The sequence below is a fragment of the Bartonella sp. AP1QHHD genome (assembly GCF_042196265.1).
Lineage (GTDB): Bacteria > Pseudomonadota > Alphaproteobacteria > Rhizobiales > Rhizobiaceae > Bartonella.
This window is the reverse complement of record NZ_JBHIPW010000007.1, coordinates 1-16,856: the sequence shown is the minus strand read 5'-3', so window position 1 is coordinate 16,856 and position 16,856 is coordinate 1. Positions and strand designations below refer to the sequence as shown.

Below are 16,856 nucleotides of genomic sequence, written 5' to 3'. Positions count from 1 at the left end.
AGGATAGTATTATGACAGATAATGCTTTTGCTTCATTCCATAAAAAAGAAATTTTATTGAAGCAATCATCCCTCCTTTCATTGCGTTCTCTTCACGATGCTGCCGCAAAACTTACTGGTTTAAAATATAATTCGACTGCATTAGATACACAATCTCTTGTTCACCTTCTCATTTGCCAAACAATACGCAACCGTCGTCTCATAATGCCTCCTGTACGCATTCATTTACGCGTTGCGAGCCAAACTGGTAATGTGCCTATTAAAATCCGTTTAGGAGCAACAAATATTTAATTTCTCTAAAAAATTATTTTATTATTAACCATTATCTACAGCCTTAGAAAACCCTTTGATAAACATACTTTTTTCTTAAATTGTTGAATTTTTCTGACAGCTTTTCCAACTATCCAATATCTCCAAGCTTTCAATAAAAACATTGTTAAGGACATAAAAATACCCAATATTTTTCCACTTTTGGATTTAATATAAAAAATTATCCTTGATATCTTTCTGGAAAAAATGAATAGCTTCATTAGATGAAAGCTTATCATTTGATGGGATTATTGTAAAAGTTCAATAAAGAAAGTCCCTCTTAATAACGCTCCCCATACAACATAAACGCTGAAAAAAACATAAGCTTTATCAGAAAATACGATCTCTCTCCCAAAAGTCCAGTTATGGATTGAAAAATGTTCCAGCTCTTAACAAGATATCACATTGACTGCAAGACCACCTTTACTTGTCTCTTTATAGCGTTCACTCATATCATGACCAGTCTGGCGCATTGTTTCTATACAAGCATCAAGAGAAACAAAATGATCTCCATTACCATATAATGCAAGAGAAGAAGCCGTTACCGCCTTAACAGCTCCCATTGCATTACGCTCAATACAAGGAACTTGTACAAGACCTGCAACAGGATCACATGTCATTCCCAAGTGATGTTCAAGCGCAATTTCTGCCGCATTTTCAATTTGAGCTGGTGTTCCACCTAACGCTGCGGTCAACCCTGCTGCGGCCATTGAAGATGCCGTTCCAACTTCACCTTGACACCCAACTTCTGCACCAGAAATAGAGGCATTATGTTTGATAACACCGCCTATAGCTGCTGCCGTTAATAGAAAATTATGTATTCCCTCTCGATCTGAATCATCATTAAATTGAAGATAATAACGCAAAACGGCTGGGACGACACCGGCTGCTCCATTTGTTGGTGCTGTAACAACACGACCACCTGCTGCATTTTCCTCATTGACTGCTATAGCATATACCGAAAGCCAATCATTTGCCCAAAGTGGATAATTGTAATTTTTCTTTTGTTTTTCCAAAAGCGTTTCATGCAGCTTTTTAGCGCGCCTTAGAACACGCAATCCACCAGGCAACTCACCTTCTTGTGAAAGACCTCTATCAATGCAATTTGTCATCGCTGAAAAAATTTCATCAAGCCCTACATCAAGAGAAGAACGCTCTATCTTTGTTTCTTCATTTAAGCGCTTCATTTCAGCAATTGAAAGTCCTGATTTTTCTGCCATTGATAACATTGTACAAGCAGAATCGAATGGATATGGTACCTCAAATGCTTCTGGTTGTATATTATCATTCATATGGCTTAATTCATCCTCAGTCACAACAAAGCCACCGCCGATAGAATAATAAATCTGCCGCAACAGAACATTCCCATCAGTATCAAGTCCTTCAAAGGCTAGTCCATTTGTATGTCCAGGGAGGATTTGCTTTCGTTCAAAAATAAGATCACGTTGCACATCAAACTGATAAGCGGGATGACCTACTGGTTGCACTTTTTTTTCACGTATAACTTTTTCTAACAGAAACCCCATGCTATCAGGATCAACAGTAGAAGCTTTTTCTCCTAAAAGTCCTAATATGATAGCTCTATCTGTTGCATGACCAATACCCGTGAAAGCTAAAGAACCATAAAGATAAACACGTATACGAGAAACTTGAACATCAGACGACTGAGAAAAATCTCCTATCTTTTGCAAAAACATATTAGCAGCTGTCATTGGTCCCATCGTATGTGAGCTAGAAGGACCAATCCCAATTTTAAAAAGTTCAAAAACAGATAGAAACACGTATCACCTTAAACTATAGTACAGCTTGAGCATATATGCTTTTTCATAACGTTTCTTCCGTTTAAAATCAAATTGCGAGATAAACTAAAAAAATGACAACAATAAACACGAATGTCGCTCGTCTTGCTACCACCCAACACTTTCTTTCTATAGTGTTTTCCATTAGCCAACCTTTAAAACGGACAATGCCCCTAGAGTCACAACTCCTAATGTTTCAAGCGTAGTAAAATAAGTGTTAATATGCAATATTAAAATTCAATAAGGATGAGAAATCTTATCGGAAATATTTTTCATAAGGCACTAAGTTCTTCAAAACGTATGCTTAATTTTATAAAATATTTTATGGATATGTTTCAATGAAACGTACAAATTTTTCTAACGATTCTCGTTCTGTCTCAAAATTGTTTTCTGGAGCACTCATATCGCGATAACCAAGTGCCATACCACAGATAATATGGCGATCAGAAGGAATAGATAAAAGCGTACGAATCTGTTTATGATAATCAGCAAAAGCAGCTTGAGGACAGGTATCTAATCCAAATCCACGTGCAGCTAACATAATGGTCTGCATAAACATACCCAAATCAAGCCAACTCCCCATTTCCATGTCGTGATCCATTGTAAATAAGAGTCCTACAGGTGCATCAAAAAATAAAAAATTTCGCGCCTTTTGATGAAGTACTTTTTCTTCATCATCTTTTTGAATTCCAAGACTCTGATAAAGATCCAAACCAACTTTTCGACGCCTTGAAATATAAGGCTCACGCCACTGACGTGGATAATAACTATATTCACGCTCTCCTTTTACACCTGAAAGCACAAGTTGTGAAAGCTCTTGCCCTACTTTCTGTAATACACTTCCTGTAAGCACAATTACTTGCCATGGCTGAATATTTGTTCCAGATGGTGCACGTGCTGCAAGTTTTAAGATTTCTTTGATTGTTTCCAAACTAACTGGCTGATCAGTAAAAGCGCGAATTGACTTTCGTGACAAAATAGATTGAAAAACACTCATAGGAGAAACTGTCATTGTTTTTACTTTCTTTATGAAAAATAGTTTTTTCTTATCAAGGATAATATACTGCGAAAATACCTTTGCAGCTTTTTCAAACACTCTATTTCTTTAAATGACTTACACATTTCACGCAGTGGTAAATATTCCCCTTAGAGATAATATAATCTATCTCTTTTAAGAGAAAGAAATTTGTCTAAAAGAAGACAAAATAAATTTATAATCAATGACTAACCCCCAACTCCGTTAAGCTCTCAAAAAAACTCTCTTCAATTCGTTCTAAATCCTGTAGAAGATCATCAACATCATGCTGCTTTTGCTTTAAATCAGTTCGTTTTTTATGAATTCCTGCAATTAATTTCTTAAGCTTTTTCTCATCATCAGGTGGTTTTCCAACCATTGTCAACATATCAGATATTTCAGACAACGAAAATTTTACTCTGTTAGCATACAGGATTTGTTTTAACTTATGACGATCCGTTTATGTATAAAGCCGTGTACTTCCACACCGAAAAGGGATAAGAAGTCCCTCTTCTTCATAGCAAAGTTCGAGCTATTATTGAAAACTCACGTGTTAATTTTCCAATTGAATAATATTCGTACATTTTATTATTCTGTCTGCATAGATCACATTGTTATAAGAAATATATCTATTTTTTATAAAACTTAGTGAGCACCTTAATCTCTACTTTTCTGCATTCTAATTTAGAAGAAAATACATTCATAAACATTGTATAGTAGAGAATCAATTATTTTTAGATTACAGAAAGACTATTGATCTTTCATTATAAATCCTTTTAAATCTCTATAGAAGATATCAATTAAAAATTTTCCTAAAGTTTAAAATCAATCATTATTTGATTTGTAGATAATCAACTCTTTTCCTTGAATATGATTTTTGAGTTTCACATATTTGGGAAAAAACTTTCTATACTGCCTTCAGAAATTAAGAAACTTTAAAATGAAACAACAAGAAAGATAAGCATCATTACAAAACAATAAGCTACTAAAGATGTTTAAAATAACTATCGCCTTATAATTTTTGATATTTTTCAAGAAAATATACAACTTCTGCATTTCGAAATAAAAAACGTCTGAACTTTCTATTCAGACGTTTTTATATTATGTGGTGTTGTATTTAAATTATTCAGCAACGGCCCCGGTTGTCATATTTGTCAACATAGCCTTAGCCACTTCGTTATTACTAGACTTACGCTGCTCATCTACAATCAAATCATCACGAACTGCAGCAATACGACGGATTTGAGAAATTGTACCACCCGTACCTGCTGGAATAAGACGACCGACAATAACGTTCTCTTTAAGTCCTTGCAAAGTATCAATTTTACCAGAAACTGCTGCTTCAGTAAGAACACGTGTTGTTTCCTGAAACGATGCCGCCGAAATGAAAGAAGGCGTTTGAAGAGAAGCTTTTGTAATTCCAAGAAGAATGGGATTACCAGATGCAGGTTTCTTCCCTTCTGCAATCAAATTATCATTGATTTCATCAAGTTCAATACGATCAACATTATCACCTGGAATATAACCAGAATCTCCAGATTCTGTAATTTCAACTTTTTGCAACATTTGACGAACAATCACTTCAATGTGCTTATCATTAATAAGAACTCCCTGCAAACGATAAACCTCCTGAATCTCATTAACAAGATAAGATGCCAAAGCTTCAACCCCCTTAATCGCCAAGATGTCATGAGGTGCTGGATTACCATCAAGGATATAATCTCCCTTTTCAATTTGATCGCCTTCTTGGAAGTGGAACAACTTACCTTTTGGAATCAAGTATTCTACTGCCTCAAGAGTTTCATCATTTGGTTCAATAATGATACGACGTTTATTCTTATAACCACGGCCAAATCGAATTGTACCACTTACTTCAGCAATAATCGCATGATCCTTTGGACGACGCGCTTCAAAAAGCTCAGCCACACGAGGAAGACCACCCGTAATATCTTTCGTCTTGGCACTTTCCATTGGCAAACGAGCAATAACATCACCAGCCTTAACATGAGCACCAAGCTCAACAGAAAGAATAGTTTCCACTGACATCATATAACGAGCTTCACCTCCCTTATACAATTTAGCAATGGATTCACCTTCTTTATCCGTGTGAATAATAATAGCTGGTTTAAGATCCGCACCACGTGGATTAGCGCGCCAATCAATCACCAAACGCTTCGTAATACCCGTAGATTCATCAGCTGTTTCAGTGACAGATAAACCATCAATCATATCTTCAAAACCCACATAGCCTTCAACTTCCGTTAAAATTGGACGTGTATAAGGATCCCATTCTGCTATACGTTGGCCACGTTTAACCACATCACCATCATCAACAAAAATATGAGCACCATAGCTAACACGATGTACAACGCGCTCTTTTCCTAACTCATCCTTGATAAGGATAGCCATATTACGCCCCATAACAACCAAATGTCCTTCAGAATTACGAACCACATTACGATTACGAATCTCCACCTTACCTTCATAAGATGCCTCTAAATACGATGAATCAACAACCTGCGCAGTTCCTCCTAAGTGGAAAGTACGCATAGTAAGCTGTGTTCCCGGCTCACCAATGGATTGAGCAGCAATAACACCAACGGCTTCTCCCTGATTAACAGGTGTTCCACGCGCCAAATCACGACCATAGCATTTTGCACAAACACCAAGACGTGTTTCACATGTTAATGCAGAACGAATTTGAACAGATTGAATTCCAGCTGCTTCAATCTTCGCGACATCAGCTTCCTCAATCATTGCTCCACCTTCAAGGATAACCTCTCCAGAGACAGGATGTAGAATATCAACAAGCGCTGTACGACCAAGAATTCTTTGCCCAAGGGAGGCAACAATTTGTCCTGCATCAACAATCGGCTGCATGGTAAGCCCTTTTGCGGTACCACAATCAACTGCTGAAATAATAGCATCCTGTGCAACATCAACAAGACGCCGTGTTAAATAACCAGAGTTTGCCGTCTTTAACGCAGTATCAGCAAGTCCTTTACGTGCACCATGCGTGGAATTGAAGTATTCATTAACAGTTAGACCTTCTTTAAAATTGGATATAATGGGTGTTTCAATAATTTCACCCGATGGTTTTGCCATTAATCCACGCATACCGGCCAATTGTCTCATCTGGTTAGCAGAACCACGAGCACCAGAGTGCGACATCATATAGATAGAATTCATCGGTCGTTGACGACCTGTTTTAGGATCAAAATCGACGGCTTGAATACGTTTCATCATTTCATCTGCAACGCGATCTGTACATTTACCCCAAGCATCTACAACCTTATTGTATTTTTCACCTTGTGTAATCAAACCATCATTATATTGCTGTTCGTACTCCTTAGCCAAAGCTTCTGTTTCTGCGACTAAACGCGACTTACTATCAGGAATAACCATATCGTCCTTACCGAATGAAATTCCTGCACGACAAGCATAAGAAAAGCCAAGCTGCATAATACGGTCACAAAAAATAACCGTCTCTTTTTGTCCACAGTGCCGATAAACATGATCAATCATTTTAGAAATGTTCTTTTTCGTCATCTCTTGATTGACAATATCAAATGAGATATCCGCACTTCTTGGCAAAAGCTCACCGATAATCAAACGACCAGGTGTCGTATCATAAAGTTTAGAGACTTCTTTTCCATCCTTCCCCATATTCTTAACACGGCCTTTAATCTTCGTATGAAGCGTTATAACCTTATTTTCCAAGGCATAATGAAGCTCACCTATATCAGAAAAGGCCATTCCTTCACCTGGTTCTTTTTCAGAAACAATTGAAAGATAATAAAGACCAAGAACCATATCCTGTGAGGGAACAATAATGGGAGCACCATTGGCCGGATGAAGAATATTATTGGTGGACATCATCAAAACACGGGCTTCAAGCTGTGCTTCAAGAGAAAGCGGCACGTGAACCGCCATCTGATCACCATCAAAATCTGCATTAAAAGCAGTACACACCAGTGGATGAAGTTGAATAGCTTTGCCTTCAATTAAGATAGGTTCAAAAGCCTGAATCCCCAAACGGTGCAATGTTGGCGCACGGTTGAGTAAAACAGGGTGTTCACGAATAACCTCATCCAAGATATCCCAAACTTCTGGATGTTCTTTTTCAACAAGCTTCTTTGCCTGCTTTACCGTTGATGAATAGCCTTTTGCATCAAGCCGCGCATAAATAAAAGGCTTAAATAATTCAAGAGCCATTTTTTTGGGAAGACCACATTGATGCAATTTTAATTCAGGACCCGTCACGATAACAGAACGCCCCGAGTAATCAACACGCTTCCCAAGTAAGTTCTGACGAAAACGTCCTTGCTTGCCCTTCAACATATCTGATAAAGACTTAAGAGGACGTTTATTGGCTCCAGTAATCACACGCCCACGCCGTCCATTATCAAACAATGCATCAACAGCTTCTTGTACCATACGCTTTTCATTGCGTACGATAATTCCAGGAGCACGCAATTCAATCAGCCGTTTCAAGCGGTTATTACGATTAATAACACGCCGATAAAGATCATTCAGATCTGATGTCGCAAAACGCCCACCATCAAGCGGAACCAATGGACGCAAATCCGGTGGAATAACCGGAATTGTTTTCATAATCATCCACTCTGGCTTATTTCCAGATTCAAGAAAATTTTCAACGATTTTAAGTCGTTTAATCAATTTTTTCTGCTTTAACTCTGAAGTTGTTTCAGCTAATTCAAGACGCAAATCATTAGCGATTTTATCTAACTCCATACTAGCTAAAAGCTCGTAAATAGCTTCAGCGCCAATCATAGCTGTAAACTGATCTTCTCCAAATTCATCAATAGCAAGCATATATTCTTCTTCAGAAAGAAGCTGATGGAGCTTAAGAGACGTCAATCCTGGTTCGGTTACAATATAATTCTCAAAATAAAGAACCCGTTCAATATCTTTTAAAGTTAAATCTAAAAGTGTAGAAATACGACCTGGTAATGATTTAAGAAACCATATATGCGCAACGGGTGCCGCAAGTTCAATATGCCCCATACGCTCACGACGTACGCGGGAAAGAGTAACCTCTACACCACATTTTTCACAAATAATGCCCTTATACTTCATGCGTTTATATTTGCCACATAGACATTCATAGTCCTTAATAGGGCCAAATATACGTGCACAAAAAAGACCATCACGCTCTGGTTTAAAAGTCCGATAATTAATCGTCTCAGGCTTCTTAATCTCACCATACGACCAGGACAAAATTTTCTCAGGACTCGCAATAGAAATACGAATAGAGTCAAATGTCTGCGCTGGCGCTTGAGGATTGAAAAGATTCATGACCTCGTGGTTCATGCTGTTCTCCTTCAAAGATTCTTAGAACCTGTTGTAATATCTCATCTATTTTATAACAGATCTTCTTTAAAAGACATTTACTTTTAAAAATGACCTGTATAGCCTTAATAAGGTTATTGAGCCTCTTAAAGTAATAAGAGCGCAGCCTTTTTCTAATGCGCTCCTTGAATTATTATTCTGCCGTATCAGACAATGCCCGCTGTGCAATAAGTTCACGCGCATCATCAAGCTCCACATTAAGAGCAAGTGAGCGCATTTCTTTTACCAACACATTAAAGCTTTCGGGTATACCTGCCTCAAATGTATCATCACCACGCACAATTGCCTCATAGACTTTTGTTCGACCAGCCACATCATCTGATTTTACTGTTAGCATCTCCTGCAAAGTGTATGCAGCACCATAAGCTTCAAGTGCCCAAACCTCCATTTCACCAAAACGCTGACCACCAAATTGTGCCTTACCTCCTAATGGCTGCTGCGTAACAAGTGAATAGGGACCAATAGAACGTGCATGAATCTTATCATCAACAAGGTGATGCAATTTCAACATGTAAATATATCCCACCGTTACTGGACGATCAAAAGGCTCCCCAGTACGACCATCATAAAGCGTAACCTGCCCTGAACTATCTAAGCCTGCGTCTTCCAGCATCATGTTAATATCAGACTCATGTGCTCCATCAAAAACAGGCGTTGCAATTGAAACCCCTTTCTTCATCTGCAATGCCAATTTGTAAAGGCTTTCATTATCATACTGACGAACTGGTTCATTATGATTATCATCAGGCATAAGATTTTCAATACGCTGACGCAACGGCAATATATCCCCAGTCTCTTGATATAACTCTAACAAAGCACCAATCTTCTTGCCCATCCCCGCACATGCCCAACCAAGATGCGTTTCAAGAATTTGTCCAACATTCATACGACTAGGCACACCAAGCGGATTCAAGACGATATCAGCATGGGTCCCATCTTCAAGAAATGGCATATCTTCTACGGGAAGAATACGTGAAACAACACCCTTATTCCCGTGACGTCCCGCCATCTTGTCACCTGGTTGGATTTTGCGCTTCACAGCCACAAAAACCTTCACCATTTTCATGACACCAGGAGGCATTTCATCACCTCTTTGGACCTTTTCAACCTTATCCATAAAGCGACGTTGTAATGCTTCTTTTGATTCATCATATTGCTTGCGCAAAGCTTCAATTTCATTTTGAAGCTTTTCATCCTCAACAGCAAATTGCCACCACTGGGATCGTGGATAATGCCCCATTACTGTACTATCAAGCTTTTTGCTGCCCGAAAAGCCTTTCGGACCTTCTACAGCAACTTTACCTGTCAACATATCGGTGAGGCGCGCATAAACATTGCGATCAAGAATAGACTGTTCATCATCACGGTCTTTTGCTAAACGCTCAATTTCTTCACGCTCAATTGCCATCGCACGTTCATCTTTTTCCACGCCATGGCGATTAAAAACGCGAACTTCAACAACAGTACCAAAAGTCCCAGGAGGCATACGCATAGAAGTATCACGAACATCGGATGCCTTTTCCCCAAAAATTGCACGCAGAAGCTTTTCTTCCGGCGTCATGGGACTTTCACCTTTCGGGGTAATCTTTCCAACTAAAATATCACCTGGTTGAACTTCAGCACCAATATAAATAATGCCAGCTTCATCAAGATTTCTTAACGCTTCTTCCGCAACATTAGGAATGTCGCGCGTAATTTCCTCAGGTCCAAGTTTTGTATCGCGTGCCGCAACTTCAAATTCCTCAATATGAATTGAAGTAAACACATCATCAGCAACAATGCGCTCGGATAACAAAATAGAATCTTCATAATTGTATCCATTCCAAGGCATAAAGGCTACGAGAACATTCCGCCCAAGAGCCAAATCACCAAGATCCGTGGATGGACCATCTGCAATGATATCACCTTTCTCTACCCTATCACCGACATGTACAAGAGGACGCTGATTAATACAAGTGGACTGATTAGAACGCTGAAATTTCTGTAAGCGGTAAATATCAACGCCTGATTTTGAAGGATCTAAATCTTCTGTTGCACGGATAACAATACGGGTAGCATCGACTTGATCAACAACACCACTACGTTTTGCACTTACAGCAGCTCCTGAATCGCGCGCAACAATAGATTCCATTCCCGTCCCAACAAATGGCGCTTCAGCGCGTACAAGAGGAACTGCTTGACGCTGCATGTTCGATCCCATAAGCGCACGATTCGCATCATCATTTTCCAAAAAAGGAATAAGCGCTGCTGCAACTGAAACCAACTGTTTTGGTGAAACATCCATCAAATCAACATGATCACGCGGCGCCATTAAAACTTCACCAGCATGACGGCAAACAACAAACTCTTCTATAAAACGACCTTCGTTATCTAATGAAGAATTAGCCTGAGCGACATAATGCTTTGCTTCTTCCATCGCTGAAAGATAAATAACTTCTTTTGTGACTTTCCCATCAATAATTTTTCGATATGGGCTTTCAATAAAGCCATATTTGTTAACTCGCGCAAATGTTGCTAAGGAGTTAATCAGACCAATATTGGGGCCTTCTGGTGTTTCAATCGGACAAATACGACCATAATGCGTAGGATGTACGTCACGGACTTCAAAACCCGCACGTTCACGAGTCAAACCACCTGGACCAAGAGCAGAAAGACGGCGCTTATGGGTAATTTCTGACAATGGATTGGTTTGATCCATAAACTGCGACAATTGTGAAGACCCAAAAAATTCACGGACCGCTGCTGCCGCAGGCTTTGCATTGATTAAATCCTGTGGCATAACTGTATCAATTTCAACCGATGACATACGCTCTTTTATCGCACGCTCCATACGAAGAAGACCAATGCGATATTGATTTTCCATCAACTCCCCAACGGAACGAACGCGACGGTTGCCAAGATTATCAATATCATCAATTTCACCACGTCCATCACGCAATTCAACCAACATCTTAACAACAGCAAGAATATCCTCTTGGCGTAAAATGCGAACTGTGTCTGGACAATCAAGATCCATACGTAAATTCATCTTAACACGCCCGACAGCTGAAAGATCATAACGCTCTGGATCAAAAAACAATGAATGGAACATTGCTTCTGCTGTATCGATTGTTGGAGGTTCACCTGGACGCATCACCCGGTAAATATCAAATAACGCATCCTGCCGACTTTCATTTTTATCCACCTTCAAAGTATTGCGGATGTAAGCGCCAATATTCATGTGATCAATATCAAGAATATTGACTTGATCAGCACTAACATCGAGCAGAATTTTTAATACTTTTTCGTCAATTTCATCACCAGCTTCAAGGTAGATTTCACCTGTTTCGTAATTGACGATATCTTCGGCTAGATAACAACCTAATAAATCATCTTCACTAACTTTAACCGCTTTAAGTCCTTTTTCTACCAAAGACTTCGCAGTACGAACTGTTAATTTTTTACCAGCCTCCGCAACGACTTCACCACTATCTGCATCTATAAGGTCAGAAATGAGCTTCATTCCTTTAAAGCGATCCACAGAATAAGGAACTCGCCATCCTTCTCCATCACGCTCATAAGTCACTTTATCATAAAACGTCGATAAAATATCCGACGCATCCATACCTAATGCCATCAAAAGACTAGTAACAGGAATCTTGCGCCGTCGATCAATACGCGCATAAATGATGTCCTTAGCATCAAACTCAATATCAAGCCAAGAACCTCGATACGGAATAACACGAGCAGCAAAAAGAAGCTTTCCTGATGAATGGGACTTTCCTTTATCATGGTCAAAAAAGACACCAGGAGAACGATGCATCTGAGAAACAATAACACGCTCCGTACCATTAACAATAAAGGTACCATTCGTCGTCATTAAAGGCATATCGCCCATATAAACGCCTTGCTCTTTAATGTCTTTGATATCTTTGGAGCCAGTATCCTCATCAACATCAAAAACAATCAAACGCAATATGACCTTTAATGGGGCAGCATAAGTTAAATCACGTTGACGGCACTCTTCAACATCAAATTTTGGTAAATCAAATTCATAACCTACAAACTCAAGCATAGCTGTACCGGAAAAATCTGAAATAGGAAAAACCGATTTAAAAACAGCTTGCAAACCTTCATCTGGTCGTCCACCTTTCGGTTCCTCAACCATGAGAAATTGATCGTATGAGGCTTTTTGAACCTCAATAAGATTCGGCATTTCTGCTACTTCAGGAATCTTACCAAAAAATTTCCGTACGCGCTTACGACCATTGAATTGAGACATCATTGCGTGAGTCTGAGCCATCGTCGCTCCTTGATCTTTACTCTTCAAGGTAGACCAACCTTGAAAGCCTTATACCATTAACCTGCATATGCAGACCAGTTCACTTGACACTCAATAATGAGCATCATTAACTTTCCCCACCAACATAAGCCATTTATCTCTTTGACTCTATGATGAAGGGGTAAGTAATCCAAACCTATCCCATTCCTGTTACGAAACCATTGGGAAAAGGTTTTTTACTCATTATTTTCCCTCTTTGTATTAAGAGAAAGAAAATCGGCGAACATAAATGCCCGCCGATAAAATTAAATTTACTTAAGTTCCACCTTAGCACCGGCAGCTTCAAGTTGAGATTTAATTTTTTCTGCTTCTTCTTTAGAAGCAGCCTCTTTAATAGGCTTAGGTGCACCTTCAACCAGATCTTTAGCTTCTTTAAGACCAAGTCCAGTAAGAGCACGAACTTCCTTAATAACATTAATTTTTTGTGCGCCACCTTCAACAAGAATAACATCAAATTCTGTTTTTTCTTCAGCAGCTGGAGCAGCAGCACCAGCAACAGCAGCGACAGCTACAGGAGCAGCAGCCGAAACTCCCCACTTTTCTTCAAGTAACTTAGAAAGCTCAGCGGCTTCCAAAAGGGTTAGATTAGAAAGGTCTTCTACGATCTTCTCTAGATCAGCCATTTTTAAATTCCTTCAATTAAAAGATTTTAACCATTATTAAATCTTATTCAAAAAAACAGAAAAGCATTAAAGCTCTTCCATAAACGTGAATACAAACAGCCTTAAGCCGCCTTATCCTCCTGAGCATATGCTCCAATGACACGTGCAACCTGACCAGCAGGGGCATTAACAACCTGTGCAATACGGGTCGCAGGGGTAGAAATCATACCCACAAGTTTTGCACGCAACTCGTTTAATGAAGGCAATGAAGCCAATGACTTCACAGCATCTACAGTTAAACTTGTTGCACCCATTGAACCGCCAAGTATGACAAATTTGTCATTGCTTTTCGCAAAATCAACAGCAACTTTCGGTGCTGTGATTGGATCTTCTGAATAAGCAATAAGTGTTTGTCCAGTAAACAAACCCACTATCGATTCAGATTCCGTGCCCTGAAGAGCGATTTTAGCAAGACGGTTTTTGGCGACCTTAACGGCACCGCCAGCTTCACCCATTTTCGAACGCAAATCATTCATCTGTGAAACTGTCAGACCGGAATAATGTGCAACAACAACAGAACCAGACTTCCGAAAAGCCTCGTTAAGCCATGTAACAAATTCGCGTTTTTCCGCTCTATTCACTGTCTCTCTCCATTTAACAGATTTGCTTAAAACAAACCTGTTGGTTACCTTTGATAACATAAAACACTTCATGTCACCGATGAGGATCCTGTCCCCTTTTTCACGCACAGCGTTCAAAGGCAACCTTGGCTCAAACCCTTTAAGTCTTTTAACTCTCAGTTTTTACCCCAGTCTCATGCAGGTTTTTTTGATTAAGATACTTAAAAGCATCACCTACAATCTCGGACAGGATATTCCGGAATTTCTCCCGGTACAACCTAAGCCCTATAAAGCTTAGATAGCGAGCTGATCAAAATCAGCATTTTAAATACAATTTTGATATTCCCATACCCCAAAACAAAATTATAAATCAGCTTATACTAGCTCTGAACGAACCGTTGCTGGATCAACTTTAACACCAATTCCCATAGTCGACGAAACAGCAACGCGCTTAATATACTCACCTTTTGCACCTTGCGGTTTGGCTTTAATAACTGCACTTGCAAAGGCTTTTATATTTTCTACGATTTTTTCAACACCAAAAGAAGCCTTACCAATACCAGCATGCACAATACCAGCTTTTTCCACACGAAACTCAACAGCACCACCTTTAGAAGCTTTGACAGCACCGGCGACATCAAGTGTTACAGTACCAACTTTCGGATTCGGCATCAAACTCCGTGGACCAAGAATCTTACCAAGACGACCAACAAGAGGCATCATGTCTGGCGTTGCAATACAACGATCAAAATCTATAGTCCCTCTATTAACGCTTTCAAATAAATCTTCGGCACCCACAATATCAGCTCCTGCCGCCTTAGCTTCCTCAGCCTTATCCCCACGAGCAAAAACGGCAACACGAATATTTCTCCCTGTTCCATTAGGCAAATGAGCAACGCCTCGAACCATTTGATCAGCATGACGAGGATCAACACCCAAGTTCATTGAAATTTCGATTGTTTCATCAAACTTAGCAACAGCACGCTCCTTAACCATTGAAACGGCATCTTTTAAAGCGTAAAGTTCATTAAAATCAATATCTTTTCGGATATTTTTTATTCTTTTTGCTACTTTTGCCATAATATTAGCCCACCACTTCCAAGCCCATCGAGCGAGCAGAACCTTCAACCATACGCATTGCTGCCTCAATGTCATTCGCATTAAGATCTTTCATCTTTGATTCCGCAATCGAACGAATTTTATCGCGAGAAATGCTTCCTACAGACACTTTACCAGGCTCTTTTGAGCCAGATTTCAGGTTTGCTTCCTTCTTTAAAAAGAATGATACAGGAGGCGTCTTGAGAGAAAATGTGAAAGATTTATCTTGGTAATACGTAATAACAACTGGAATCGGTGCCCCCTTTTCCATTTCTTGTGTCGCTGCATTAAACGCCTTACAAAATTCCATGATATTAATACCACGCTGCCCAAGAGCTGGACCAATCGGTGGAGATGGAGTAGCAGCTCCTGCAGGGACCTGCAACTTAAGCTGACCTATACTTTTTTTTGCCATAACAATCTGCCTTTAATTTTACTGGTATACTGACAATTCATCTTGCCCGTTACCCGCTTGCAGTCACGTGGTTCGGATCATTAAGCCGACAAAAGCTATAAATCACCTCCCACTCCTTCCTTAAAGTAATTAAAACTACTCTAAGTTTAATCAGAGTTTTTCAACCTGACTAAATTCCAAATCAACAGGCGTAGGACGCCCAAAAATAAGCACTTCAACCTTAAGACGAGAGCGCTCTTCTTCAACCTCTTGAACAATTCCATTAAATGAAACAAAAGGACCATCAGCAACGCGAACTTGCTCTCCAACCTCAAACAATACAGAGGACTTTGGAGACTCAACCCTTTCCTGAACTTGTTTGAGAATTTGCTCAACCTCTCGATCAGAAATGGGAACAGGACGCGCATCTGATCCTAAAAAACCTGTCACTTTAGGCGTATTCTTAATAAGATGATAAACTTCATCTGTTAACTCAGCACGAACAAGAACATAACCAGGAAAAAATTTTCGCTCAGTATCAACTTTGCGTCCACGACGAACCTCTACAACACGCTCTGTTGGAACAAAAATCTTTTCAAAAAGATGATCAAGTCCCTTTTGCTTTGCCTCCTTATCAATAGCTTCCGCTACTTTCTTTTCAAAGTTTGAATATGCCTGAACAATATACCAACGAGCTGCCACAGTCACACTTCCTTACATTCTCAACTAAAAAGATATTTCAGAAGATCAATAACCCGCCAAACACCAAAATGCATAACCTGATCCACAATAAAAAAGAAAGCTGAAGCCAATGCAGTTACCAACAAAACCATAATAGTAGAAATAACCGTCTCACGACGTGTAGGCCATTTCACTTTAATTGTTTCTGCATAAACCTGCTTCAAAAAGGTAATCGGATTGGTTTTAGATGCCATCGTCACACTATACTCTCTCTAGTCCTATTGTGTTTTATAGAATAAAATAAACAGGAAAAAAAATGCAAAAGCCAACTTTCAGACTTATGCAATTTCCTTACTTTCTATTCAATACCGTTTCACACACAAAAAAACAAGCCCCATATCAAAAAAAGCGAAAAAGGCAGCAAAATCCACTCCCTTATATGTAACCCCCCTTTGGCAGGGGCAGCAGGACTTGAACCCGCGACCTGCGGTTTTGGAGACCGCCGCTCTACCAACTGAGCTATACCCCTAACTCTCAAAACTAAAACACTTTTAACACCCCTTTAACAAGCATTATTTATTCAATGATCTTAGAGACGATACCGGCACCAACAGTACGACCACCTTCACGAATAGCAAAACGCAG

Annotated in this window: 12 protein-coding genes, 1 tRNA gene and 1 pseudogene; 1 reads left to right on the top strand and 13 read right to left on the bottom strand. The window is 39.5% G+C overall.

Features of this window, described 5'->3' with window-relative positions; translation table 11 throughout:
• Positions 1 to 11 precede the first annotated feature (11 nt).
• Positions 12 to 290, top strand: coding sequence for a hypothetical protein (locus ACFIME_RS01230; RefSeq protein ID WP_375618379.1), 279 nt, complete (start codon positions 12 to 14; stop codon positions 288 to 290).
• Positions 291 to 697: 407 nt separating this feature from the next.
• On the opposite strand, the gene ACFIME_RS01225 is transcribed toward ACFIME_RS01230, so the two are convergent.
• From ACFIME_RS01225 to ACFIME_RS01165, 13 genes and pseudogenes are all read right to left on the bottom strand, one after another.
• Positions 698 to 2,089 (bottom strand): L-serine ammonia-lyase, encoded by a 1,392-nt coding sequence (locus tag ACFIME_RS01225; protein ID WP_375632764.1) that lies wholly within the window; start codon positions 2,087 to 2,089, stop codon positions 698 to 700.
• Positions 2,090 to 2,429: 340 nt separating this feature from the next.
• Positions 2,430 to 3,119 carry a nitroreductase gene (locus tag ACFIME_RS01220; protein ID WP_375618388.1) on the bottom strand — a complete coding sequence of 230 codons (690 nt, stop codon included), beginning with the start codon at positions 3,117 to 3,119 and terminating at the stop codon, positions 2,430 to 2,432.
• 205 nt (positions 3,120 to 3,324) lie between these two features.
• Positions 3,325 to 3,528, bottom strand: coding sequence for a hypothetical protein (locus ACFIME_RS01215; protein WP_375662573.1), 204 nt, complete (start codon positions 3,526 to 3,528; stop codon positions 3,325 to 3,327).
• 716 nt (positions 3,529 to 4,244) lie between these two features.
• The gene (gene rpoC / locus ACFIME_RS01210) at positions 4,245 to 8,456 is read right to left on the bottom strand and encodes a DNA-directed RNA polymerase subunit beta' (protein ID WP_375632761.1); all 4,212 of its coding nucleotides are present in this window, start codon (positions 8,454 to 8,456) and stop codon (positions 4,245 to 4,247) included.
• Between the two features lie 172 nt (positions 8,457 to 8,628).
• A complete protein-coding gene (gene rpoB, locus ACFIME_RS01205; RefSeq protein WP_375632759.1) occupies positions 8,629 to 12,777 on the bottom strand; it encodes a DNA-directed RNA polymerase subunit beta in 4,149 nt (1,382 codons plus the stop codon).
• Between the two features lie 290 nt (positions 12,778 to 13,067).
• On the bottom strand, positions 13,068 to 13,439 hold the full coding sequence (rplL, locus tag ACFIME_RS01200) for a 50S ribosomal protein L7/L12 (RefSeq protein WP_273790654.1): 372 nt from the start codon (positions 13,437 to 13,439) through the stop codon (positions 13,068 to 13,070).
• 101 nt (positions 13,440 to 13,540) lie between these two features.
• Positions 13,541 to 14,059, bottom strand: a complete 519-nt coding sequence (gene rplJ / locus ACFIME_RS01195; protein ID WP_012755027.1) for a 50S ribosomal protein L10 — start codon at positions 14,057 to 14,059, stop codon at positions 13,541 to 13,543.
• A gap of 354 nt (positions 14,060 to 14,413) precedes the next feature.
• Positions 14,414 to 15,118: a 50S ribosomal protein L1 gene (gene rplA / locus ACFIME_RS01190; RefSeq protein WP_375613460.1), complete on the bottom strand. Its 705-nt coding sequence runs from the start codon at positions 15,116 to 15,118 to the stop codon at positions 14,414 to 14,416.
• Between the two features lie 4 nt (positions 15,119 to 15,122).
• On the bottom strand, positions 15,123 to 15,551 hold the full coding sequence (gene rplK, locus ACFIME_RS01185) for a 50S ribosomal protein L11 (RefSeq protein ID WP_273723157.1): 429 nt from the start codon (positions 15,549 to 15,551) through the stop codon (positions 15,123 to 15,125).
• Between the two features lie 150 nt (positions 15,552 to 15,701).
• The gene (nusG, locus tag ACFIME_RS01180; RefSeq protein WP_375632755.1) at positions 15,702 to 16,232 is read right to left on the bottom strand and encodes a transcription termination/antitermination protein NusG; all 531 of its coding nucleotides are present in this window, start codon (positions 16,230 to 16,232) and stop codon (positions 15,702 to 15,704) included.
• Between the two features lie 20 nt (positions 16,233 to 16,252).
• Positions 16,253 to 16,465 carry a preprotein translocase subunit SecE gene (secE, locus tag ACFIME_RS01175; RefSeq protein ID WP_273790652.1) on the bottom strand — a complete coding sequence of 71 codons (213 nt, stop codon included), beginning with the start codon at positions 16,463 to 16,465 and terminating at the stop codon, positions 16,253 to 16,255.
• Between the two features lie 199 nt (positions 16,466 to 16,664).
• Positions 16,665 to 16,740: transfer RNA gene (locus tag ACFIME_RS01170), tRNA-Trp, on the bottom strand.
• 47 nt (positions 16,741 to 16,787) lie between these two features.
• Positions 16,788 to 16,856: pseudogene (locus ACFIME_RS01165) on the bottom strand (elongation factor Tu); the annotation flags it as partial.

What these genes read in the sequence shown, in the direction of transcription:
- ACFIME_RS01230 (WP_375618379.1), top strand. Translation starts at nt 12, where the DNA reads ATGACAGATAATGCTTTTGCTTCATTCCATAAAAAAGAAATTTTATTG.
- rpoC (WP_375632761.1), bottom strand. Translation starts at nt 8,456, where the DNA reads ATGAACCACGAGGTCATGAATCTTTTCAATCCTCAAGCGCCAGCGCAG.
- secE (WP_273790652.1), bottom strand. Translation starts at nt 16,465, where the DNA reads ATGGCATCTAAAACCAATCCGATTACCTTTTTGAAGCAGGTTTATGCA.
- rplK (WP_273723157.1), bottom strand. Translation starts at nt 15,551, where the DNA reads ATGGCAAAAAAAAGTATAGGTCAGCTTAAGTTGCAGGTCCCTGCAGGA.
- rplL (WP_273790654.1), bottom strand. Translation starts at nt 13,439, where the DNA reads ATGGCTGATCTAGAGAAGATCGTAGAAGACCTTTCTAATCTAACCCTT.
- ACFIME_RS01220 (WP_375618388.1), bottom strand. Translation starts at nt 3,119, where the DNA reads ATGACAGTTTCTCCTATGAGTGTTTTTCAATCTATTTTGTCACGAAAG.
- rplA (WP_375613460.1), bottom strand. Translation starts at nt 15,118, where the DNA reads ATGGCAAAAGTAGCAAAAAGAATAAAAAATATCCGAAAAGATATTGAT.
- rpoB (WP_375632759.1), bottom strand. Translation starts at nt 12,777, where the DNA reads ATGGCTCAGACTCACGCAATGATGTCTCAATTCAATGGTCGTAAGCGC.